At 66.7% G+C, this 20,908-nt stretch carries 22 protein-coding genes; 18 read left to right on the top strand and 4 right to left on the bottom strand.

The genetic code is table 11. From position 1 onward, the window contains the following. Nucleotides 1–71: 71 nt before the first annotated feature. From AC5RWT_RS05440 to murA, 12 genes are all read left to right on the top strand, one after another. Nucleotides 72–587, top strand: coding sequence for a Cg1360 family ATP-synthase-associated protein (locus tag AC5RWT_RS05440; protein ID WP_494079471.1), 516 nt, complete (start codon nucleotides 72–74; stop codon nucleotides 585–587). Continuing rightward, nucleotides 577–849 (top strand): hypothetical protein, encoded by a 273-nt coding sequence (locus AC5RWT_RS05435; RefSeq protein WP_494045672.1) that lies wholly within the window; start codon nucleotides 577–579, stop codon nucleotides 847–849. Before AC5RWT_RS05440 ends, AC5RWT_RS05435 begins: the two co-directional genes overlap by 11 nt. 86 nt (nucleotides 850–935) lie before the next feature. After that, nucleotides 936–1,742 (top strand): F0F1 ATP synthase subunit A, encoded by an 807-nt coding sequence (gene atpB / locus AC5RWT_RS05430; RefSeq protein ID WP_494045673.1) that lies wholly within the window; start codon nucleotides 936–938, stop codon nucleotides 1,740–1,742. Between the two features lie 64 nt (nucleotides 1,743–1,806). Continuing rightward, the gene (gene atpE, locus AC5RWT_RS05425; RefSeq protein WP_074701684.1) at nucleotides 1,807–2,010 is read left to right on the top strand and encodes an ATP synthase F0 subunit C; all 204 of its coding nucleotides are present in this window, start codon (nucleotides 1,807–1,809) and stop codon (nucleotides 2,008–2,010) included. A 48-nt stretch (nucleotides 2,011–2,058) separates the two neighbouring features. After that, entirely contained in the window at nucleotides 2,059–2,607 is a 549-nt protein-coding gene (locus tag AC5RWT_RS05420) for a F0F1 ATP synthase subunit B (RefSeq protein WP_494045674.1), read from the top strand. Then, nucleotides 2,607–3,419, top strand: a complete 813-nt coding sequence (locus tag AC5RWT_RS05415) for a F0F1 ATP synthase subunit delta (protein ID WP_494079470.1) — start codon at nucleotides 2,607–2,609, stop codon at nucleotides 3,417–3,419. The genes AC5RWT_RS05420 and AC5RWT_RS05415 overlap by 1 nt, the downstream gene beginning before the upstream one ends. 104 nt (nucleotides 3,420–3,523) lie before the next feature. Continuing rightward, nucleotides 3,524–5,161, top strand: a complete 1,638-nt coding sequence (gene atpA, locus AC5RWT_RS05410) for a F0F1 ATP synthase subunit alpha (protein ID WP_494045676.1) — start codon at nucleotides 3,524–3,526, stop codon at nucleotides 5,159–5,161. Between the two features lie 71 nt (nucleotides 5,162–5,232). Further along, a complete protein-coding gene (locus AC5RWT_RS05405; RefSeq protein ID WP_494045677.1) occupies nucleotides 5,233–6,126 on the top strand; it encodes a F0F1 ATP synthase subunit gamma in 894 nt (297 codons plus the stop codon). Between the two features lie 59 nt (nucleotides 6,127–6,185). Then, nucleotides 6,186–7,649 (top strand): F0F1 ATP synthase subunit beta, encoded by a 1,464-nt coding sequence (atpD, locus tag AC5RWT_RS05400; RefSeq protein WP_494045678.1) that lies wholly within the window; start codon nucleotides 6,186–6,188, stop codon nucleotides 7,647–7,649. 5 nt (nucleotides 7,650–7,654) lie between these two features. After that, the gene (locus AC5RWT_RS05395) at nucleotides 7,655–7,948 is read left to right on the top strand and encodes a F0F1 ATP synthase subunit epsilon (RefSeq protein WP_494079469.1); all 294 of its coding nucleotides are present in this window, start codon (nucleotides 7,655–7,657) and stop codon (nucleotides 7,946–7,948) included. Nucleotides 7,949–7,954: 6 nt separating this feature from the next. Then, the gene (locus tag AC5RWT_RS05390) at nucleotides 7,955–8,386 is read left to right on the top strand and encodes a DUF2550 domain-containing protein (protein ID WP_494045680.1); all 432 of its coding nucleotides are present in this window, start codon (nucleotides 7,955–7,957) and stop codon (nucleotides 8,384–8,386) included. 88 nt (nucleotides 8,387–8,474) lie between these two features. After that, entirely contained in the window at nucleotides 8,475–9,755 is a 1,281-nt protein-coding gene (gene murA, locus AC5RWT_RS05385) for a UDP-N-acetylglucosamine 1-carboxyvinyltransferase (RefSeq protein ID WP_494079468.1), read from the top strand. Between the two features lie 89 nt (nucleotides 9,756–9,844). On the opposite strand, the gene AC5RWT_RS05380 is transcribed toward murA, so the two are convergent. The 3 genes from AC5RWT_RS05380 to nucS all read right to left on the bottom strand — a co-directional run bounded on the left by AC5RWT_RS05380 (nucleotide 9,845) and on the right by nucS (nucleotide 12,293). Then, nucleotides 9,845–10,048, bottom strand: coding sequence for a cold-shock protein (locus tag AC5RWT_RS05380; RefSeq protein ID WP_136787594.1), 204 nt, complete (start codon nucleotides 10,046–10,048; stop codon nucleotides 9,845–9,847). A gap of 266 nt (nucleotides 10,049–10,314) precedes the next feature. Continuing rightward, nucleotides 10,315–11,544: an N-acetylglucosamine-6-phosphate deacetylase gene (locus AC5RWT_RS05375; protein WP_494079467.1), complete on the bottom strand. Its 1,230-nt coding sequence runs from the start codon at nucleotides 11,542–11,544 to the stop codon at nucleotides 10,315–10,317. 53 nt (nucleotides 11,545–11,597) lie between these two features. Further along, nucleotides 11,598–12,293, bottom strand: coding sequence for an endonuclease NucS (nucS, locus tag AC5RWT_RS05370; RefSeq protein WP_494079466.1), 696 nt, complete (start codon nucleotides 12,291–12,293; stop codon nucleotides 11,598–11,600). A 71-nt stretch (nucleotides 12,294–12,364) separates the two neighbouring features. Here nucS and AC5RWT_RS05365 point away from each other — a divergent pair, with 71 nt between their 5' ends. Further along, the gene (locus AC5RWT_RS05365; RefSeq protein WP_494079465.1) at nucleotides 12,365–12,691 is read left to right on the top strand and encodes an Rv1322 family protein; all 327 of its coding nucleotides are present in this window, start codon (nucleotides 12,365–12,367) and stop codon (nucleotides 12,689–12,691) included. Nucleotides 12,692–12,700: 9 nt separating this feature from the next. On the opposite strand, the gene AC5RWT_RS05360 is transcribed toward AC5RWT_RS05365, so the two are convergent. Next, nucleotides 12,701–13,996, bottom strand: a complete 1,296-nt coding sequence (locus AC5RWT_RS05360; protein ID WP_494045685.1) for an AI-2E family transporter — start codon at nucleotides 13,994–13,996, stop codon at nucleotides 12,701–12,703. A gap of 310 nt (nucleotides 13,997–14,306) precedes the next feature. Here AC5RWT_RS05360 and AC5RWT_RS05355 point away from each other — a divergent pair, with 310 nt between their 5' ends. From AC5RWT_RS05355 to AC5RWT_RS05335, 5 genes are all read left to right on the top strand, one after another. Further along, nucleotides 14,307–16,109, top strand: coding sequence for a DUF8094 domain-containing protein (locus tag AC5RWT_RS05355; RefSeq protein ID WP_494079464.1), 1,803 nt, complete (start codon nucleotides 14,307–14,309; stop codon nucleotides 16,107–16,109). 87 nt (nucleotides 16,110–16,196) lie between these two features. Then, nucleotides 16,197–17,162 carry a tetratricopeptide repeat protein gene (locus AC5RWT_RS05350; RefSeq protein ID WP_494079463.1) on the top strand — a complete coding sequence of 322 codons (966 nt, stop codon included), beginning with the start codon at nucleotides 16,197–16,199 and terminating at the stop codon, nucleotides 17,160–17,162. Then, the gene (locus tag AC5RWT_RS05345) at nucleotides 17,163–18,275 is read left to right on the top strand and encodes an NADH:flavin oxidoreductase/NADH oxidase (RefSeq protein WP_494079462.1); all 1,113 of its coding nucleotides are present in this window, start codon (nucleotides 17,163–17,165) and stop codon (nucleotides 18,273–18,275) included. It begins immediately after the preceding gene. Between the two features lie 48 nt (nucleotides 18,276–18,323). After that, nucleotides 18,324–19,196 (top strand): ABC transporter ATP-binding protein, encoded by an 873-nt coding sequence (locus AC5RWT_RS05340; protein ID WP_494079461.1) that lies wholly within the window; start codon nucleotides 18,324–18,326, stop codon nucleotides 19,194–19,196. Next, on the top strand, nucleotides 19,178–20,749 hold the full coding sequence (locus AC5RWT_RS05335) for a transporter (protein WP_494079460.1): 1,572 nt from the start codon (nucleotides 19,178–19,180) through the stop codon (nucleotides 20,747–20,749). The genes AC5RWT_RS05340 and AC5RWT_RS05335 overlap by 19 nt, the downstream gene beginning before the upstream one ends. Nucleotides 20,750–20,908: the final 159 nt, after the last annotated feature.

Raw genomic sequence — 20,908 nt, 5'->3', positions numbered from 1 at the left:
CTATCTCATGTAGAATTATTCCGGCCGGTTCCGGCCAGCTGACTTCGCCTGCAACCGAAACGGACTACTCAATGCGCGCTTCCCGCCACGACGGCACTCCTGCCGCCGGCGGAGCCATCGACGCATCCGGTCCGACCCGGTCGCCATGGCTGAAGATCCTTTGCGCTTCCCTGGTGGCAAGCGGCGGAGCCGCCGTGCTGATCATCGCGACGGCGGGCATCGTGGCCGGCGCAGTAGGTGCGGTGAGCGCCCTGCTCGGCGCCGTGCTGGTGATGCTGTTCTTCGCCATTAGCTTGCTGGTGGGCCATTTTGTGGGTCGGTCGAATCCGTCCGGTGCCATCGGTGCCTTCATCGCCACCTACGTCATCAAAGTGGTGGGATTCGGTGCCGCGCTGTTCCTCATTGGGACGCCGGACTGGCTGGAGCGCACCTGGTTCTTCGTCGCGGCGGTTACCGCCGTCGTCGTCTGGCAGGCAGCAGAAGTGTTCGCCTTCTCGCGCACCCGGCATCAGCTGTACGCCGATCCCGAGCCGGCGCCGGAAGACCGTGAGCAGCAGCCGAAGGGGGAGTCCTCCCATGGCGGCTAAAGGCTCATCCGGACCCACGAACAACGGTTCCGGCGACCACTCCACCTACCAAGGCGGCAACACCCTCCTGACCTATATAGTTGGCGGGATCATCGCCTGGGGTTTGGTAGGCTGGGGGTTGGACTATCTGCTGGATACCCGCTGGCTGATTTTCGCCGGCGCCGTTCTAGGCGCTGGAGGCGGATATTACTTGGCCCGCAAACACAAGCTCACGCGCGGCGCTCGGCGTCGCCATGAGGGCGGCCCGGGGGACCACACCTAAATGTCAGAAAACTTCATATGGTGGCCTGCCTTGACGGCGATCCACCCTGAAACGCCCATAGATGGACACTGCAGAGAGGAAACGCGTTGATCGCGCTTGCGCTTCCGGCGGCCGCTAATGAAGGTGGCTTCGTCCCACCGAGCCTCGAAGATATGCATCTACCGGAGATTCTTCCGTGGATGGCCCCCTACGGCGAGGGCTTCGGCAAGCAGATGCTGCTGGTCCTGCTGTCCGTCGTCTTGATTTCCTGGTTCTTCATCGTGGCCTCCCGCCGCCGCCAGCTTGTCCCGGGCAAGCTGCAGTACCTGGGCGAAATGAGCTACAACTTCGTCCGAAACTCGGTGGGTAAGGACATCATCGGTGAGCGCGACTTCAAGCCGTTCGTGCCGCTCCTGTTCGCACTGTTCTTCTTCATCCTGGTGAACAACCTCTTCGGTTCCATCCCGCTGATCCAGCTGCCGACCCCGTCCCACGTGGGAACGGCCTACGCCCTGGCCGGCATCGTCTACATCACCTGGATTGTGCTCGGCATCAGGAAGCACGGCATCGGCTACTTCAAGCTGGCCGTGGTGCCTTCCGGTGTGCCGAAGGCCATCCTGCCGCTGGTCGTGCTCATCGAGATCATCTCCACCTTCCTGGTCCGCCCGGTCACGCACAGCCTGCGTCTCTTCGCCACCATGCTGGCCGGCCACCTGATCATCATGCTGGCCGCAGCGGGCACCCAGTTCCTGCTGGTGGAAGCCGATTTCTGGTTGAAGCCGCTGGGCATCCTCACTCTCGCCGGTGGCGTGGCCATGTACTTCTTCGAAATCCTGATCCAGGTTCTGCAGGCCTACGTGTTCGTCCTGCTGACCGCGATCTACATCCAAGGCTCCCTGGCCGAGGAACACTAAGTTTCCCCTCTGGGGAAGAACCTGAACCAACAACCTGCCCCCTGGGCATCTTGAAAGGAAAAAAATGGAAGGCAATATCAACCTCGTCGGTTACGGTCTCTCCGCTATCGGCGGTGCCATCGGTGTGGGCCTCGTGTTCGCTGCTTACATCAACGGCGTTGCCCGCCAGCCGGAGGCACAGCGCGTGCTTCAGCCGATCGCGTTCCTGGGCCTGGCGCTGACTGAAGCTCTGGCCATCCTCGGTCTGGTGTTCGCGTTCGTCCTCTAATCAAGGCAACGCGAACCATCCACACCGAATAGATAGGACGGGTGAGATATGAATCAGGCAATGATCCTCGCCGCCGCGGAGGGTGCTAATCCTCTGATCCCTAACGTCTGGGAAATCGTCGTCACGCTGATCGGCTTCGCGATCCTCATGTACATCGTCGCCAAGTTCGTCGTTCCGGCGTTTGAGAAGACGTTTGCAGAGCGGACCGAAGCCATCGAAGGCGGGATCGCTAAGGCGGAGGCAGCTCAGGCTGAAGCCAGCGCTGCACTGGACGAGTACAAGCAGCAGTTGATGGACGCCCGCACGGAAGCCAACCGCATCCGTGAGGAAGCCCGCGCCGAAGGCGCCCAGATCCTGGCGGAGCTCAAGGAAAAGGCGCAGTCCGAAGCCGCACGCATCAGCGAGCAGGCCCAGGTCCAGATTGACGCCGAGCGTCAGGCTGCGGTGACTTCGCTGCGCAGCGAGGTCGGATTCTTGGCGACCGAACTGGCTGGCAAGATCGTCGGCGAAGCGCTCAATGACGACGAGCGTTCTGCGCGCGTCGTGGATCGCTTCCTTGCCGACCTTGAGTCACAGAGTGCAGGTGCTGCTAAATAATGGCCGGTGTATCGAGCGAGTCGCTGAAAGCGGCACTGCAGGAGCTGGAAGCTAAGCTTCCCACCGCTTCGCTGTCCTTGGCCGAGGAACTCTTCGGGGTCCTGGGTGTCTTGGACAGCAATGCCGGACTGCGCCGTGCCCTGACCGATCCGTCGCGCGACAGCAAAGAGAAGGCCGAGATGTTCGGCCGTCTCCTCGAGGGGAAGGTCTCGGCAGACGCCCGGGACATCGTCACCTCGCTGGCTGCTAAGCGTTGGGCCTCTGCGCGCGACATCGGGGACGCCTTGGAGACCCTGGCGGCCACCACCGCCGTCGCCGTTGCAGAGAAGGGCCAGGGTGTAGACGGACTCGAAGGTCTGGAGCGCGACCTGTTCGCGTTCAACCGCGTTGTCGGGTCGGATCACGACCTGCAGCGCGCCTTGGTTGAGCCCCAGGCTTCGGACGAAGCCAAGACGGCGCTGGCACTGCAGCTGGTGCCAAGCGCGGGTCCCGCAGCCCAGCTGCTGATCCGGCAGGCGGTGTCCGCACCGCGCGGCATCAAGCCCACGGCATTGGTAGAGCGGTTCGTCCAGCTGGTGGCCAAGCGCCAACAGCGCTGGATCGCTGAAGTCAGCGTCACCCGTCCGCTGACCAGCGAACAGGCGACCCGCCTGCAGTCCGGCCTTGACCGGCTGTACGGCCGCGGACTGAAGATGAACGTCAACGTTGATCCGAGACTGGTTGGCGGCGTGCGGGTCATGGTCGGGGACGAGGTTGTGGATGCGTCCGTGATCTCCCGCCTGGCTGAACTCCGCAGGAGTCTCACGGTGTAGTTTCCTCACGGAGACTGGGACCGGAAGCCTCACACAGACTGAATTACACACCGGTCGTCGCGCACCCCGCGATGATCACAAACACAGGAGAGCAGGGACTGCAGATGGCCGAATTGACCATCAACGCCGACGACGTCCGCAATGCGCTGAACGAGTTCGCGGCGTCCTATGAACCCGGAAGCGCCGAGCGGGTCGAAGTCGGCCACGTGACCAGTGCCAGCGATGGCATCGCCCGTGTCGAGGGTCTTCCCTCGGTCATGGCAAACGAACTGCTGCGTTTCGAGAACGGCGTTTTGGGCCTGGCCCAGAACCTCGACACCCGCGAAATCGGCGTCGTGATCCTCGGCGACTTCACCGGCATCGAAGAAGGCATGGAAGTTCACCGCACCGGTGAGATCCTGTCCGTCCCGGTCGGCGACGCCTACTTGGGCCGCGTCGTGGACCCCCTGGGCCACCCGATCGACGACAAGGGCCCGATCGAGTCGAACGAGCGCCGTGCACTGGAGCTGCAGGCTCCGGGCGTCACCCAGCGGAAGTCAGTGCACGAGCCGCTGCAGACCGGTATGAAGGCCATCGACGCCATGATTCCGATCGGTCGCGGCCAGCGCCAGCTGATCATCGGCGACCGTCAGACCGGCAAGACCGCCATCGCCGTCGACGCCATCCTGAACCAGAAGGCCAACTGGGAGTCCGGCGACGTCACCAAGCAGGTCCGCTGCATCTACGTGGCGATCGGCCAGAAGGCATCGACCATCGCTGCCGTTCGCCAGACCCTGGAAGACAAGGGTGCGCTGGAGTACACCACTATTGTGGCGTCGCCCGCATCCGACCCGGCTGGCTTCAAGTACTTGGCGCCTTACGCAGGCTCGGCCATCGGCCAGCACTGGATGTACGGCGGCAAGCACGTCCTGATCATCTTTGATGACCTCTCCAAGCAGGCCGAAGCCTACCGCGCCGTGTCGCTGCTGCTGCGCCGCCCGCCGGGACGCGAGGCCTACCCGGGCGACGTGTTCTACCTGCACTCCCGCCTGCTGGAGCGTTGTGCCAAGCTCTCCGACGAGCTGGGCGCGGGCTCGATGACCGGCCTGCCGATCATCGAGACCAAGGCAAACGACGTCTCGGCCTACATTCCGACCAACGTCATCTCGATCACGGACGGTCAGATCTTCCTGCAGTCCGACCTGTTCAACGCCAACCAGCGTCCGGCCGTTGACGTGGGCGTGTCCGTCTCCCGCGTGGGCGGCGCAGCACAGGTCAAGGCGATGAAGAAGGTCTCCGGCACCCTGAAGCTGGACCTGGCCCAGTACCGCGATATGCAGGCATTCGCCATGTTCGCGTCGGACCTCGACGCAGCATCTCGCCAGCAGCTGACCCGCGGTGCCCGTTTGATGGAACTGCTCAAGCAGGGCCAGTACACGCCGTACCCGATGGAGGATCAGGTTGTCTCCATCTGGGCCGGTACCAACGGCTACTTGGACGATGTTCCGGTCGAGGATGTCACCCGCTTCGAGACCGACTTCCTCTCGCACCTGAGGCACCGCAGCTCGGTGCTGACGACCATCGCGCAGACGAACCTGCTCGAGGATTCCACGGTGGACGAGTTGAAGTCGCAGATCGTCGACTTCAAGCAGGGCTTCTTCGGGGAGGGCGACAACCGTCTGGTTGGCGCCGGCCGCGAAGAGTACGACGCCCTGGCCGAAGACGAAGTTGCCCAGGAACAGATCGTCAGGCAGAAGCGCTAATTCATCTTCGTTGATCGGGCGGGACCACACCGCGGTCCCGCCCGGCCGCCGAGGACGAGGAAAGGAAGAGTATGGGAGCCCAGATTCGGGTCTACCGCCAGAAGATCGCATCGACTTCGTCGCTGCGGAAAATCTTCAAGGCGATGGAGCTGATCGCCGCCTCACGCATTGGCAAGGCCCGCAGCCGTGTCGCGGCTTCGATGCCGTACGCCAATGCGATCACCCGTGCCGTTTCTGCTGTGGCTTCGCAGTCCGAGATCGATCATCCGCTGACCACCGAGCCGGAGCAGATCCGCAGGGCCGCCGTGCTCGTGCTGACCTCCGACCGCGGTCTGGCGGGGTCGTACTCCGCGTCCGTGCTGAAGCAGGCCCAGTCCCTGACTGAGCTGCTTCACGGAGAAGGCAAGGAAGTCCGCCACTACCTGGTCGGCCGCAAGGCGCAGGCCTACTTCGACTTCCGGAACATCCAGTACCAGCAGGTCTGGTCGGGCGGTACGGACTCTCCCGAGTTCAGCACCGCCCGCGAGATCGGCGAGGAACTGCTCTCCGACTTCAACACGCCGTTCGAGGACGGTGGCGTGGACGAGATTCACATCGTCTACACCCGCTTCAAGTCCATGGTTGTCCAGGAGCCTGCGGTCATCCGACTGCTGCCGCTGGAGGTTGTGGAAGAAGAGGCCACCGCGGAGACCGACCTGCTGCCGCTGTACGAGTACGAGCCGGAGCCCGAACAGGTTCTGAACGCACTGCTGCCGCGCTACATCGAGTCGCGCATCTTCGCGGCATTGCTGCAGGCTGCGGCCAGCGAGCTTGCCGCCCGCCAGCGAGCGATGAAGTCCGCCAGCGACAACGCCACGGACCTGATCGAGAAGTACACGCGTCTGCGCAACAACGCGCGTCAGGCAGAGATTACGCAGGAACTCACCGAAATTGTCGGTGGCGCGGACGCCCTGGCAGCGTCCTAATCAGTCCCTGCAGCAACAGCACACATAAACCACGCCATCGAAACTGAGAAGTGAGAAAGATGACTGCCCAAACCATCGAGCACGGAACCGGTTCCGTCGCTACGGGCGCTACCGGCCGTATCGCCCGTGTCATCGGCCCGGTTGTCGACGTCGAATTCCCGGCGGACGCAATCCCCGCAATGTACAACGCCCTCACCGCTGAGATCACCCTCAACGGCGAGACCCGCACCATCACCTTCGAGACCGCGCAGCACCTGGGCGACAACCTGGTCCGCGCTATCTCGCTGCAGGCCACCGACGGACTGGTCCGCGGCACCACGGTGCAGGACCTCGGCTCCCCGATCACCGTGCCCGTGGGCGACGGCGTCAAGGGCCACATCTTCAACGTCCTGGGCGAGCCGCTCGACGTCGAAGCCTCCCAGCTGGAAATCACCGAGCGCTGGCCGATCCACCGCAAGGCACCGAACTTCGCCGAGCTGGAAGGCTCCACCGAGATGCTGGAGACCGGCATCAAGGTGATCGACCTGCTGACCCCGTACATCAAGGGCGGCAAGATCGGCCTGTTCGGCGGCGCCGGCGTGGGCAAGACCGTGCTGATCCAGGAAATGATCACCCGTGTGGCCCGCAACTTCGGCGGTACTTCCGTGTTCGCCGGCGTCGGCGAGCGTACCCGTGAGGGCAACGACCTCTGGGTGGAAATGGAAGAAGCCGGCGTGCTCAAGGACACCGCCTTGGTGTTCGGCCAGATGGATGAGCCGCCGGGAACGCGACTGCGCGTGGCCCTGTCTGCCCTGACCATGGCGGAGTACTTCCGCGATGTTCAGAAGCAGGACGTGCTGCTGTTCATCGACAACATCTTCCGGTTCACCCAGGCTGGTTCCGAGGTCTCCACGCTGCTGGGCCGTATGCCCTCGGCCGTGGGCTACCAGCCGAACCTGGCCGACGAGATGGGTGTGTTGCAGGAACGCATCACCTCCACCAAGGGCCACTCGATCACCTCGATGCAGGCGATCTACGTCCCCGCGGATGACTACACCGACCCGGCTCCGGCGACCACCTTCGCCCACCTGGATGCGACCACGGAACTTTCCCGTGAAATCGCTTCGCGTGGCCTGTACCCGGCCGTGGATCCGCTGACCTCGACGTCGCGCATCCTGGATCCGCAGTACATCGGACAGGACCACTACAACACCGCTGTCCGCGTGAAGCAGATCCTGCAGAAGAACAAGGAACTGCAGGACATCATTGCCATCCTCGGCATCGATGAACTGGGCGAAGAAGACAAGATTGTCGTCGCACGCGCCCGCCGCATTCAGCAGTTCCTGTCGCAGAACACCTACACCGCCAAGCAGTTCACCGGCGTCGAGGGTTCCACGGTTTCCATCAAGGACACCGTGGAGGGCTTCAAGGCCATCTGCGACGGCGAGCTCGACCACATCGCCGAGCAGGCCTTCTTCAACGTCGGCGGCCTGGATGATGTTGAGCGCCAGTGGGCCAAGATCCAGGAACAGACCGGGAAGTAAGGCCTGTGGCTAATAATTCTGCTGAACTGGAAGTTGAGATTGTCGCGGCGGACCACTTCGTGTGGTCCGGCCAGGCAACAATGGTCAAGGCGCGGACCAGCGACGGCGAAATCGGGATCCTGCCCGGGCACACCCCGGTGCTGGCGGTCCTGGCCGCCGGCGAGCTGGCCATCGAGCCGGTTTCTGGTGACCGCATCACCGTGAATGTCGACGGCGGGTTCTTCTCCGTCGACAGCAACCGGGTTGTCATCGTCGCAGACAATGCGACGGCTGGCGACGAGGCCACGGCGACCCGCTAGCCGCCGGTGAACGGTCTCGACATCACGTTCGCCATTCTGGCCGCAGTGTTCCTGCTGCTGGTGTTGGCACTGATTGCCTTCGGGGTGCGCCGCTATCAACTGCGGCGCACTCTGGGCACCTTCGACGCCTCCATCGCCATGCTGCCCGGCAGCTGGCAGATGGGGGTTTGTCGTTATACGGACACCCATTTGGAATGGCTGCGCCTGCTGTCGTTAAGTCCCAAGCCGCGCTACAGGTTCCGGCGCAGCTCGCTGGAATTGCAGGGATGGCGGCAGCCGACCGAAGCCGAACGGGCAAAGATTCAGCCCGGTGCGATCGTCGTGATGCTGACGCATGAAAAACAGGACCTGTCCATGGCGATGACGTTCGACGTCTACGCAGGTCTGTCGTCGTGGCTGGAAGCCGGACCGGTGATCGGCATCGGCACCTGGCGCTAGTCCTGAATCTGGCGGCGCGGTTCCCCCGGGAGCCGCGCCGTCAGCCGTTTAACCAGCACAGTCGTGCCACAACCGTAGGATGGAATTCATGGATGAGGTGATCGTGGTGCGCGGACCCAGCACGCTCAACGGGCGGGTGGAGGTCTCGGGCGCCAAAAACAGCGTCTTGAAGCTGATGGCAGCAGTGCTGCTGGCGGAAGGCCGATCGACGATCACCAATGTGCCGGATATCCAGGACGTCTGGATCATGTCCGAACTGCTGCGCCGGCTCGGCTGCGCGGTGGACTACGACGTCGACGGTGCCAGCGTCCACATCGACGTGCCGACCGCGCCGGCGCACCAGGCGGACTACGACCTGGTCCGCGCCATGCGGGCCTCCATTTCCGTGCTGGGGCCGCTGGTGGCCCGCTGCCGCCAGGCCGAGGTGGCGCTGCCCGGGGGAGACGCCATCGGCAGTCGTGGACTGGATATGCACCGGTCCGGGCTGGAGCAAATGGGTGCGCGGATCAGCATCGACCACGGTTATCTGGTGGCCAAGGCGCCGAACGGACTGCACGGCGCCCACCACCGCCTGCCCTATCCGTCGGTCGGGGCTACCGAGAACCTGATGATGGCGGCAACGCTGGCCCGGGGAGTGACGGTGATCGACAATGCCGCGCGGGAACCGGAGATTACCGACATTGCCGACCTGCTGGTCTCTATGGGCGCGCGGATCGACGGGATTGGTTCGCCAACCCTGGTGGTCACCGGCGTCGAGCGCCTGCACCCGGTGCGCCACAGCACCGTGCCCGACCGCATTGTTGCCGGCACCTGGGCCTTTGCCGCTGCCATCACCGGCGGAACCGTGGATGTGGCCAAGTCCAACCCTGGCCACCTGGCCGTGGTGCTGGACAAACTGGCCCAGGCCGGCTGCAGGATTACCCGCCGGGACGACGGCTTCACGGTGGAAGGACCGCAGCGTCCGGACCCGATCAACGTTTCCACGCTGCCGTATCCGGGCTTCCCCACGGACCTGCAGCCGTTCGTCGTCGCCTTGAACGCCGTAGCCAACGGGCACGGGATGGTGACGGAAAACGTCTTCGAAGCGCGCTGGGGGTTCACCTCCGAACTGTCCCGGTTGGGCGCGGTGGTGCGGCTGGACGGGCACCATGCGCTGATCAAGGGCGTCCCGCAGCTGTCCGGTGCCCCGGTTGAAGCCAACGACATCCGTGCCGGAGCCGCTCTGGTGATCGCCGGGCTCGTGGCCGAAGGTACCACCGAGGTCCACGGGGTGGAGCACATCGACCGGGGGTATGAGCGGTTCGACGAGCGGCTGCGGTCCTTGGGCGGAGACGTGGTCCGGCTGGGGTCGCCGAAGTTGCCGGCCTGACACCGGAAACAGCAGAACCCCTCCGGATCCGTCCGAAGGGGTTCTGCTGGCGGTGCGCTGCCGTGGGCCGCGCGGTGCTGAAGCCGAAGCTAGATGACAGTGACGCCGGTGGCCTGCGGGCCCTTGGCTCCCTGGCCGATCTCGAAGCTCACACGCTGGTTCTCATCGAGCGTCTTGAAGCCGCCCGACTGGATCTCGGAGTAGTGAACGAAGACATCTCCGTCTGCCTCATCCGGAGTGATGAAGCCGAAGCCCTTTTCCGCGTTAAACCACTTGACGGTCCCCTGTGCCATTTAAATCTCCTCATCGTGGAACAGAATCAAGCCGGTACACCTCGTACCAACCCGGTTACTCCGTGGAAGATCCGAACAACAAGGCCCTCGGGCCGGACGCTGAGGAGCTTCACACTCGCAACATGTCTTGCGAGCATGAAAAACATCACCTACACAAAGACTGAGTTAAGCATCACATAAGCAACATGGGCGGTCAACGGTACAAAGGGCGATTCAATCTAAAATTAAGGAAGAGTTCGATTCGTGGTAAAAGCCCGCCGTGTGGTTCAGCGCGGCGGTAAGTCGAGCCAGCGTCCCCCGCGCAACACCGCGGTCAAGGCCAAGTCTCCGGAGGTCGCCAGGAGGTCGGCCCTGAATCCGATGGACAGTACGCCGGCTTCCCCTGCCAACCCCAGCACCGCGGCCGGCACGGCGGAGGCGGAGAAAACGGCGGTTTCCAGCGGGACCCCGGCAGCGACCGCACTGCGCACGCAGTCCAGGAGAGTGGCCGTGCCGCCGGCCAACGCGCCGCTGGCGGCCACCCTGGCAATGCCGCCCCTGACGCTCACATCGTTGGCGCCCAGCACATACCCGCCGTCGCCCAGCCCCGTGGCCGCCATCCCATCGGACACCAACACGATGTTGGCGCCGCCCACCAGGTCGAAAACGGTCAGCACGGTCTCCGGGTCCAGATGGATTCCATCGGCAATGAGTTCGACGGCGGCGCGCCCCGTTGCGGCGGCGCGCAAGCAGGCTGCCGCGGCACCGGGGGAGCGGTGGTGCAGGGGCGGCATCGCGTTGAACAAGTGCGTGACCAGAGGGCGCCGGCGGTCCCGGTCCACGCCGGCCTTCGCCAAACCCTCCGCCGCGCGGGCCAGCGAGGCGGCGGCCGTTGCGGCATCGGCGTCGGTATGCCCGAGGGACGGCGTCACGCCGAGCGCGGTGAGCAGATCAACCAGTTCGTCGGCACCGTCCAGCTCCGCGGCGTAGGTCATCGAGACCAGCTGGCCGCCGGCGGCCTCGACCAGCTCGGCGGCAAAGCCGGCGTCCGGTGCGAGTAGATTGTCGGGGTTCTGCGCGCCGCAGCGTGCTGGCGAGAGAAAGGGGCCTTCGGCGTGGACGCCGGCGAGCACTCCCTCGCGGGACAGTGCTCCCAGCAGCCGCACGGTCGCCAGCATGTTGTCCCGGGAACCGGCCATGGCGCTGGCCACCACGGTGGTGGTGCCGCTGCGATGCAGGAAGCCGGCTGCGCGCCGGGCGCCCTCCTCGTCTGCGGAGGAGAAGTCGCCGCCGGAGGCTCCGTGGCAGTGGGTGTCGATCAGCCCGGGTAGCAACAGGCTCTCCGCCGGGAGGTCAACCTGGCGCCAGCCCGCGGGGTCGAAATGCGAGGCGGGGCCGGCATAGTGGATCCGGTCGCCCGTAAAGGCGACGACGCCGTCGTCGAGCGTGGTTCCTGACGAGACGATCCGGCCCCGGACGTACTGCGGTTGCGGACCGGCCTGCCCGGGGGAGCTCATGCTCCGATTCTAGGCTGGCGCCTGCTCCTGCAGCTGATGGGGAGGCCGCCGGCTCAGAACAGGCGGGACTCGGCGTCGTCCACGCCGCGCATTTCGTCGTAGTCCAGGGTCAGGCAGGAGATGCCGCGGTCGGTGGCGAGCACCCGCGCCTGCGGCTTGATCTGCTGCGCGGCGAAGATCCCCTTGACCGGGGCCAGCAGCGGATCGCGGTTAAGCAGTTCCAGGTAGCGGGTGAGCTGTTCCACGCCGTCGATGTCGCCGCGCCGCTTGAGCTCAACGGCCACGGTGCCGCCGTCGGCGTTGCGGGCGAGGATGTCCACTGGACCGATCGCCGTCATGTATTCGCGCCGCACCAACGTGTGGCCCGGGCCGAGGCGATGGATCTGCTCCGCCAGCAGGCGCTGCAGATCGGCCTCCACGCCGTCCTTGACCAGCCCCGGGTCGACGCCCAAGTCGTGGCTGTACTCGTGCAGGTGCTCGTGGATGCTGATCACCAGGCGGTCATCGCTCTTGGCGTGCTGGACGTGCCAGACTTCCTGGACGCCGGACTCTGCGTCGTCAGTTTCCGGGTCGGCAACACGCAGCGTGGCCGGCGGGCTCATCCAGTTGAGCGGCTTATAGGAACCGCCGTCGGAATGGATCAGGACGGAGCCGTCCGCCTTCACCATTAACAGGCGCGTGGCCAGCGGAAGGTGGGCGCGGAGGCGGCCGATGTAATCGACGGAGCAGCGGGCAATGACAAGACGCACAGTAGGCCACTTTACCTTCTGCCGGGTGGGTGGTTCGGCCCGGGCCGCGGCGGTGGGGCAGAATGGATGCCATGCCCCGATCCAACCGTCCGCGCCGCCGTTCGGGGACGGGCAGCAGCAAGTGGACGCGGGAAAGCGAGCTGGACCTGGACCGCGCCCGCGCCGGCATCCCCGAGCGCCAGAACGCCCCCGACGGAGAGTGGAACGTCCGGCGGATCACCGGCTCGAACGCCGCCAAGTACTACACCTGCCCGGGCTGTCACCGCACGATCGGCCCCGGAATGGAGCACCTGGTGGCCTGGCGCGCCGATTCCTTGTTCGGCGGCGAGACGGCGCTGGCCGAGCGGCGGCACTGGCACCCGCGCTGCTGGCAGACCCGCAGTTTCCGTTACCGCTGAGCGGTGAGTTCAGTTGCGGTCCTGCCGCACAATAAAGACGTCCTTCAGCAGCAGCATCACCGCTGCCGCGACCGGAATCGCCATCAGCGCGCCCAGGACGCCCAGCAGCGAGCCGCCGGCAATCACGGCGATCACCGCGACCGCCCCGGGAACCGCAACCGCCCGCTGCATGACGCGCGGCGACACGAAATAGGCCTCGATCTGCAGATACGCAAAGTAGATGACGGCGAACAGCGCCGCCGTCTGCCAGCTGACGGTCAGGGCCACCAGCGAGACGAGCGCCCCGGCAATCACAGCACCGATCAGCGGGATGAACGCTAGCAGGGCGACGACGAACGTCAGCAGGGCGGTGAACGGCACCTGGGCAATGGACATGGCGATGAAGGCCACGGTTGCGTTGATCAGTGCCACGCAGGCCTGTCCGATCACGTAGCTGCCCACGCTGCTGCTGATCTCTTCGGACAGGCGCTGCACCTGCTGCCGCCTGGACCGTGGGGCCAACCGGTAGGCCCAAATCTTCAGCGCCGGAAGCGACGCCAGGAAGTACAGCGTGAGCACCAGCACGATCAGCGCCCCGAAGGCACCCTGGAGGACGGCACCCCCGACGCCAAGGACGCCGCCGAAGATGCCGGTGACGTTCTCAGAATTGGCAAAGAACTTGGCCAGTTCCACGTCGATGCGCTCTCGGACCTGGAACTGCTCATCGACGCTCTGGAAGACGGCCGAGTTCAGGAAGTCGTCAACATAGCGCGGGGCGTTGGCCACGATCTGGGTGGTCTGATTGACGATGGTCGGGATCAGCGTGGAGATAAAGGCGGCGACCAAACCCGCCAGGATCAGCACCACAATGATGACGCCGGCCGGTCGCGGGAGACCCTTGCGTTCCAGCCAGCGGACGATCGGGTCGAGCCCCAGGGCAATGAACAGGGCCGCCGCAATCCACGCCAGCAAAGCACCAACGTTGATGAGCACAAAGTAGAGCAGCAGGGCGAAACCGACGCCGACCGTTGCCATGAACCCGAAATGGATCGGATGCCGCGCAGGGGACATGTCTGTGCCGACCTGCCCCGAGGGAGTAGCAGTCGGCGGATCCGACTCGGGCGGCATTTCGAACCGGACGCGGGGCCTGGCGCGGGGCATGGAGGCTCCGATGCGCCCGAGGGCGCTCAGGACCGCGCGCTGGCGTGCAGCCGTCACGGGCGCCGAGGCCGGAGGTTGGGCCGGAGAATCGGCGGCCGCCCGATGGTCTTCGGCATCCTGTCCGTTGCCCGCGCCGGGCATCGGACCGTCCCGGTGTTCGTTCACGCAGCATCCTCTCTTACGCCTGCAGCCGCTGAAGCTGCGGGCGGGCGCTTCTGTGTCGCGGTAGGCAGCAACGGCGCAGGATGGTCGATTCTGAGCGAAAGACTACCAGTATGGCGCGGCGCTGCAGCGGATGAGGTCAGGCAATAGGACCGGCGTGGGCCGGCGCGGGATCCGGCTCCACGCGGACCGCGAGACGGTTCGTTACCATAGGGTTATAAAGTTTAACCGACGCCGGGCAACCGCTCCGGCCGTATAGGCTTGGGCGGACCCGCGGCCCTTCCTTCCTGCACGATCGACGATTGGTATTTTTGTGCGTTTCAAGATTTCCGTGGCCCTGATGGTGATCGGACTGTTGGCCATCGCGCTGGGCATCGCCCAGCGCACCGTCTGGGCCCCGCCCGAGCGGGCATCCGCCAGCTACGCGGCGGACGCCACCGCGCCGGTCACCGTGATTGAACCGGAAGTCTTTGGTATCCACGGGGAAGAAGTGGACGTTTCGGTGGAGGCCGAGGGCGACTTCCTGCTGGCCATCGGCCGGGCCGGCGACGTCGACGCCTGGGTCGGGAAGGCCGCGCACACCTCCCTGACCGGCATCGAGGACGGCCAGCTGCGGGGGACCGTGACCGAGGGCGATGCCAAGGTGCCGAATCCGGCCGGATCCGACCTCTGGGTAAGCGAAGAGCAGGCCGAGGGCAGCATTCAGCACCGTTGGCAGGCTCCGGCCGACGGCGAGTGGTCCATCCTGCTGGCCTCGGACGGCAGCGCGCCGGCTCCGACCAATGTGACCGTCACCTGGCCGAACGACACGTCCGTCCCGTGGTCGCTTGCCCTGATCATCCTGGGCGCCCTGCTGGTGGTACTCGGCGTGGCGATGGCCGTAGTGTCCCGCCGTCCGAACCGCCAGACCCCGGGCAACGACTCGCCGGGCATCGGCTCGGGCAACGACTCGGGCCCCGGCAGCGGAACCGGCAAGCGGACCGTCGCCGCCCCGGCGACCGCGCCGCTGGCCGAGACCGACGCCGCCGCGCCGGCCGGCCGCGCTAGTGAAGCCGCGCCGGCAAGGCCCGGCACGGAGAATCCGGAGGAGGGCTCGCGTCCCTCGGGCCGCCGTGCCTTGATGGTCCGCCCCGCGCTCGGCCTGCGTGCCGCCGCCGCGGCGGGCACCGCCGTCGTGCTTGCCGCCGGCACAGTGCTGCCCGCGCAGGCGGCTGCTTCCCCGGAAGCCGAGGAAGCAGCCGGCACCCCGGTAGTGCTGGAGAGCCAGTTGACCCGGATCATGGATTCCGTGGCGGCGTCAGTGTCGGATGCCGACAAGGCGCGGGACGCCGGCAAGCTCGAGCCCCGCGTCGGCGGGGCGGCGCTGACGGTCCGCGAGGCCAATTACACGGTGCGGGCCGAAAACGGCAACGCGGCGGCTCCGGTTCCGGTGGCCGCCGGACCGATCCTGGCCTCGATGGTCAGCACCAGTGCCGAGTGGCCGCGGACCGTGGTGACGGTGACCGAAGGCGAGGACAACCCGGTGCCGCAGGTGATCGTGCTGACGCAGCAGGATCCCCGTTCGAACTACCGGATGGTGGGTGCGCTGCAGATGTTGCCGGGAACAACGTTCCCGCAGGTCTCCACCGAGAGCGGCGGCACGCCGGCCGTTCCGCTGGATGCCGAGGACGGCCTGCTCTACTCGCCGCAGACGGCCGTGAAGATGGTCGCCGAGAACCTGGATAGCGGCAAACACCAGAACAAGATTGGCAAGAACACCTTCTCCGACCAGATCCAAAAGATTCAAAAGGACCAGGTCAAATCCAACAAGAGCGCGGACATCTCCTTCCGCCGCAGCGTCGACGACAAATCGCTGAGCGCGCTGCGCACGGCCGACGGCGGCGCCGTGGTGTTCGGCCACATCAAGTCGGTGACCAGAAGCGTGCCGGACGAGGCCGGCGCCACCGTGGAACTCTCGCCCGAGTTCGCGGCGCTGGCGGGGGAGGACTCCACCACCGAAGGCGTGGACGTCACGTACAGCGAAGCAGTCTTCCTGCGCGTGCCGCCGGCCGGCTCCGAGGAAAAGCTCACCGTGGTGGGAGTGGCCCAGGGCCTGGTGGACGCCAAGCTGAAGTAGAGCCTGCCCGGCCGGACAACCCGGCCGGGCAGCGTCGCTTGCCGCCCGCAATTCCTGACGCCCACCGAGACGTATTAGTGTGATGCTATGACCACTCCAACTCCAGAGCAGGGCCCCGCGCCGTCTTCCGTCAGCCTGCGCGGCGCCGTTGACCTGTCGGCACTGAAAAAGCCGCAGCAACCGGTTCCGGGTGCGCCGGCCGCGGCCGCCGGAGCGCCGGCAGCGGGCGACGGCGACACCGCAGGCTACATCGTCGAGGTGAACGAGCAGAGCTTCCAGGCGCTCGTCCAACTGTCCGCCCAGGTACCCGTGATCGTGGAGTTGACCGCATCGTGGAGCGACCTGGCGCAGCAGTTGTCCTCCGCCATGGCCGAGGTGACCAACGAATTTGCCGGCCGGTTTGTTTTGGCACGGGTGGACGTCGACGCCAGTCCCGGCATCGCCCAGGCCTTCCAGCTGCAGAGCGTGCCGGCCGCCGTCGCGCTCTTGAAGGGGCAGCCGATCCCGCTGTTCCAAGGCGCGGCGTCGGCCGACGAGCTCCGGCAGTTCGTCAACGAGCTGCTCAAGGTGGCACAGGCCAACGGCGTGACCGGCACGGCTCCCGGCGCGGCGGACGCTCCGGCCGAGGAAGAGAAGCCGCTGCCGCCGCTGCATCAGGAAGCATTCGATGCCATCGAGGCCGGCGATTACGCCCGGGCAGCGGCGGCGTACCAGAAGGCGCTGGCCGAGCAGCCGGCCGATAACGAGGCCCGCACGGGGCTGTATCAGGTGCAGCTGCTGAAGCGGCTCCAGGGTGCCGATGCCAATGAGCTGCGCCGCGCCGCCGCCGACAAGCCCGACGACCTGGAGGCACAGCTGGCGGTAGCCGACCTGGACGTGTCCGGCGGGCATGTCGAGGACGCCTTTGCGCGGCTGGTCGGCTTCATCAGCCGGCACGCCGGAGACGAACGGGAAGCGGCCCGGGCCAGGATCGTGGAACTGTTCGATGTGGTGGGCAGCTCCGACCCACGGGTCTCCAAGGCACGTCAGGCCTTGGCGCGGGCGCTCTTCTAAATGGTGCAGGCTTCAGCCGGCGGCCTGTTCGACCCCATACGGCTGCGCGGACTGCAGCTGGCCCATCGCGGCTGGGTGGCGCCCATGTGCCAGTATTCGGTCCGCCGGGACGATGCACCGGGAACGCCGAACGACTGGCACCTGATGCACTTGGGCCAGTTCGCCGCCGGCGGCGCGGCACTGATTCTCACCGAGGCGACGGCGGTCAACGCCACCGGCCGGATCAGTCCGCAGGACACCGGCATCTGGACCGACGCGCAGGCGCAGGAGTGGAGCCGGATCACGGAGTTCGTGCACCGTTACGGTTCGGCGGACACCAAGATCGGCATCCAGTTGGCCCACGCCGGGCGCAAGGCCTCGACCTACGCACCGTTTGCCCGGGAATCCGGTTCCGTCCCGCACGCCGAGGGCGGCTGGCAGACCGTCGCTCCGACGACCGAGGCCTTCGGCCGCTACGCTGCGCCGGCGGCGCTGGACGAGTCGGGCATCCGGCAGATCGTCTCCGACTTCCGCGACGCGGCGGCCCGTGCGGTCTGGGCGGGGTTCGACACGATGGAGATCCACGGCGCCCACGGCTATCTGCTGCACCAGTTCCTGTCCCCGCTGGTCAACACCCGGACCGATGAGTGGGGCGGGTCGGCGGCCAACCGTGCGCGCCTGCTGCTGGAGGTGGTGGAGGCGGTCCGCGGCGTGATCCCGGATGCCATGCCGCTGCTGCTGCGTGTCTCCGCCAGCGACTGGGCGGACGGCGGCCTGGGGCCGGAAGCGGTGGCCGACGTGGTGTCCCAGGCGGCCGCCCGCGGCGTGGACCTGGTGGACGTGTCCAGCGGCGGCGCGGTGCACGGCGTGAAGATTCCGCTGGGCCCCGGCTACCAGGTGCCTTTCGCTGCCGCCATCCGCCGCCAGTCCGGCGTGCCGACCGGCGCCGTCGGGCTCATCACCACGCCGGCGCAGGCCGACGCGGTCATTAGGGAGGGCTCGGCCGACGCCGTGCTGCTGGCGCGCGCGGCCCTGCGCCATCCGCACTGGTGGCAGCGCGCCGCCGTCGAACTGGGACACGACCTGGCGTGGGCGCCGCAGTACGAGCGTGCCGCGGTGACGGAGAATTATTAGTCCTTGCGGATGATGCCCGCGCGGACGCCGCGTTGTTAACGTGGCAGTATGACTTCGCACCCATCACATCCACCGGTCCAGCAGCCGGACGACCAGAACCCCGGCCAGCCGCCTGCGCCCGCCGGCGGTGCCCAGGCTCCGGCCCCCGCCTACGGTGCCCAGGCTCCCGTTCCCGCCCTGGCCGTGCGCGGCCTGGCCAAGCGGTTCGGCGAGAAGATCGCCGTCAACGGCGTCAACCTGGACGTGCCGGCCGGGTCCTTCTACGGACTGGTCGGCCCCAATGGCGCCGGCAAGACTACCTCGCTCTCCATGGCCACCGGCCTGCTCCGGCCCGACTACGGCCAGGTGTGGGTGCACGGGGTGGACGTCTGGGCCGAGCCGCTGAAAGCCAAGCGCCTGATGGGCGTGCTGCCCGACGGCGTGCGGCTGTTCGACCGGCTGACCGGCGAGCAACTGGTCACCTACGCCGGTTTGCTGCGCGGCATGGACCGGGAGACGGTGGCCGCGCGGGTACCGGACCTGCTGCGGGCGATGGACCTGACCAATGACGCCGGCACCCTGGTGGTGGACTATTCCGCCGGCATGACCAAGAAGGTCGCGCTGGCCACGGCGTTGATCCATGCGCCCAAGCTGCTGGTGCTGGACGAACCGTTCGAGGCGGTAGACCCGGTCTCCGCCGCGAACATCCGCGACATCCTCCACGACTACGTGGCCTCCGGCGGAACGGTGATCGTTTCCAGCCACGTGATGGACCTGGTCCAGCGCATGTGCGACCACGTGGCGGTCATCGCCGGCGGCAACGTGCTGGCCGCCGGGACCGTGGACGAGGTCCGCGCCGGTGCCAGCCTGGAAGAGCGATTCGTCCAGTTGGTCGGCGGCCGGACCCAGGCGGAGGGGCTCGAGTGGTTGCGCACCTCGTAAGGCTGAAGCTGACGCTGCTGCGCAACGGCTTCAAACGCAGCCCATGGCAGCTCGTCGGCGTGATCCTCGGCGGCCTGTACGCCATCGGCATGCTGGCACTGCTGATCTCCGGACTGTTCTTCCTCAGCTACACCGAGCCGGAGATGGCTCGCATGGTGGTGGTGCTGGGCGGCACCGCGGCCTTCTTGGGCTGGGCTCTGATCCCGATGATGGCCACCGGCGTGGACATGACGCTGGACCCGGCCCGCTTCGTCACCTACGCCGTGCCCATGCGGCAATTGCTGCTGGGGCTCGCCATCGGCGGCCTCGTGGGCATCCCCGGCGTGGTGACCCTGGTGGCAGCGCTGGGTCAGGCGGCCGCGTGGTGGCAGCACCCGGTAGCGCTTGTGGCCGCCGTGCTGTGCGCGGTGATCGCCACCCTCACCTGCGTGGTGCTCTCCCGCGTGACCACGTCGGCGTCCACCACGCTGGCCAGCTCGCGCCGGTTCAAGGACATGAGCGGCGTCATCGGCATCATCCCGCTGGTGCTGCTGGGACCGATCATGCTCGGCATCACCGAGGGCTTCCGCAGCTCGCAGGACTTCCTGCCGTCGCTGGCCGAGGGCCTGGCCTGGTCGCCGCTGGGCGCGGTCTGGGCCGTGCCGGGCGACCTGGCGCTGGGCAACTGGGGCGCCGCGGCGGCCCGGCTGCTCATCGCGGTGGCCTTCCTGGTGGTGATGGCCTGGCTGTGGAAGCTGAGCCTGGCCCGCGCGCTGGTGACTCCGCCGTACAACGCGGTGTCGCGCAAAACCGGCGGCAAGCTGGGCTGGTTCTCCCGAATGCCCGCCACCCCCGCGGGGGCCGTGGCGGCGCGCGCGCTGATCTACTGGTTCAAGGATCCGCGCTACGGCGCGTCGCTGGTGTCCATTCCGCTGATCCCGGTGGCCGTCTTCTTCGGCCTCTCGCAGGCCGGCGACTTCACCTTCATGCTCTGGCTGGGCCCGATGATCGCCTTCCTGCTCTCCTTCGGCATCTCCGCCGACATCGCCTACGACAACACGGCGTTCGCGCTGCACGTCAGCACCGGCGTGAGCGGCCGGGACGACCGGATCGGGCGCGCCGTCGCCTGCGCGGTGATCGCCCTGCCGGCCACCGTGGTGCTGACCGTGCTGCCGTTCGTCTTCATCGGCGAATGGCACCTGCTGGCCCCCGTGTCCGGGGTCGCGCTCGGCGTGCTGCTGACCGGACTGGGCCTGTCCAGCGTGGTCTCGGCCCGGTACACCTACAACGTGCCGCTGCCGGGGGAGAGCCCGTTCAAGACCCCGCCCGGTTCGACCGCCCGGATGATGCTGGTCCAGCTCGGCGGCCTCGGCGTGCTGGTGCTGCTCTCGCTGCCGGAGTTGGTGCTGGCGCTGATCGGCGTCTTTACCGGCGACGCGCTGTGGGGCTGGCTGGCCCTGCTGGTCGGCGTCGTGCTCGGTGCGGTGCTGCTGGTGGTCGGCGTTGTGCTGGGCGGCCGCTGGTACGACCGCCGCACGCCGGAACTCCTCCAGGCTGTGGCGAAAAACAAATAGCAGCCCAACTCACCTGCTACGGAAGGCGAGGACGACGCCGGAGGCTGCCTCCGCCGTCGTCCTTCCTTTTTCAGGGGTTAAGATGGTTGGCATGAGTCTTCCCCCGGATCCTTTCGAAAACGACCCCCGCGCGCCGCAGACCCCGGGCGGGTCCACCGC

It is taken from the genome of Arthrobacter sp. Dra40, from assembly GCF_059091905.1.
This window is presented reverse-complemented; position numbering and strand designations above follow the sequence as displayed.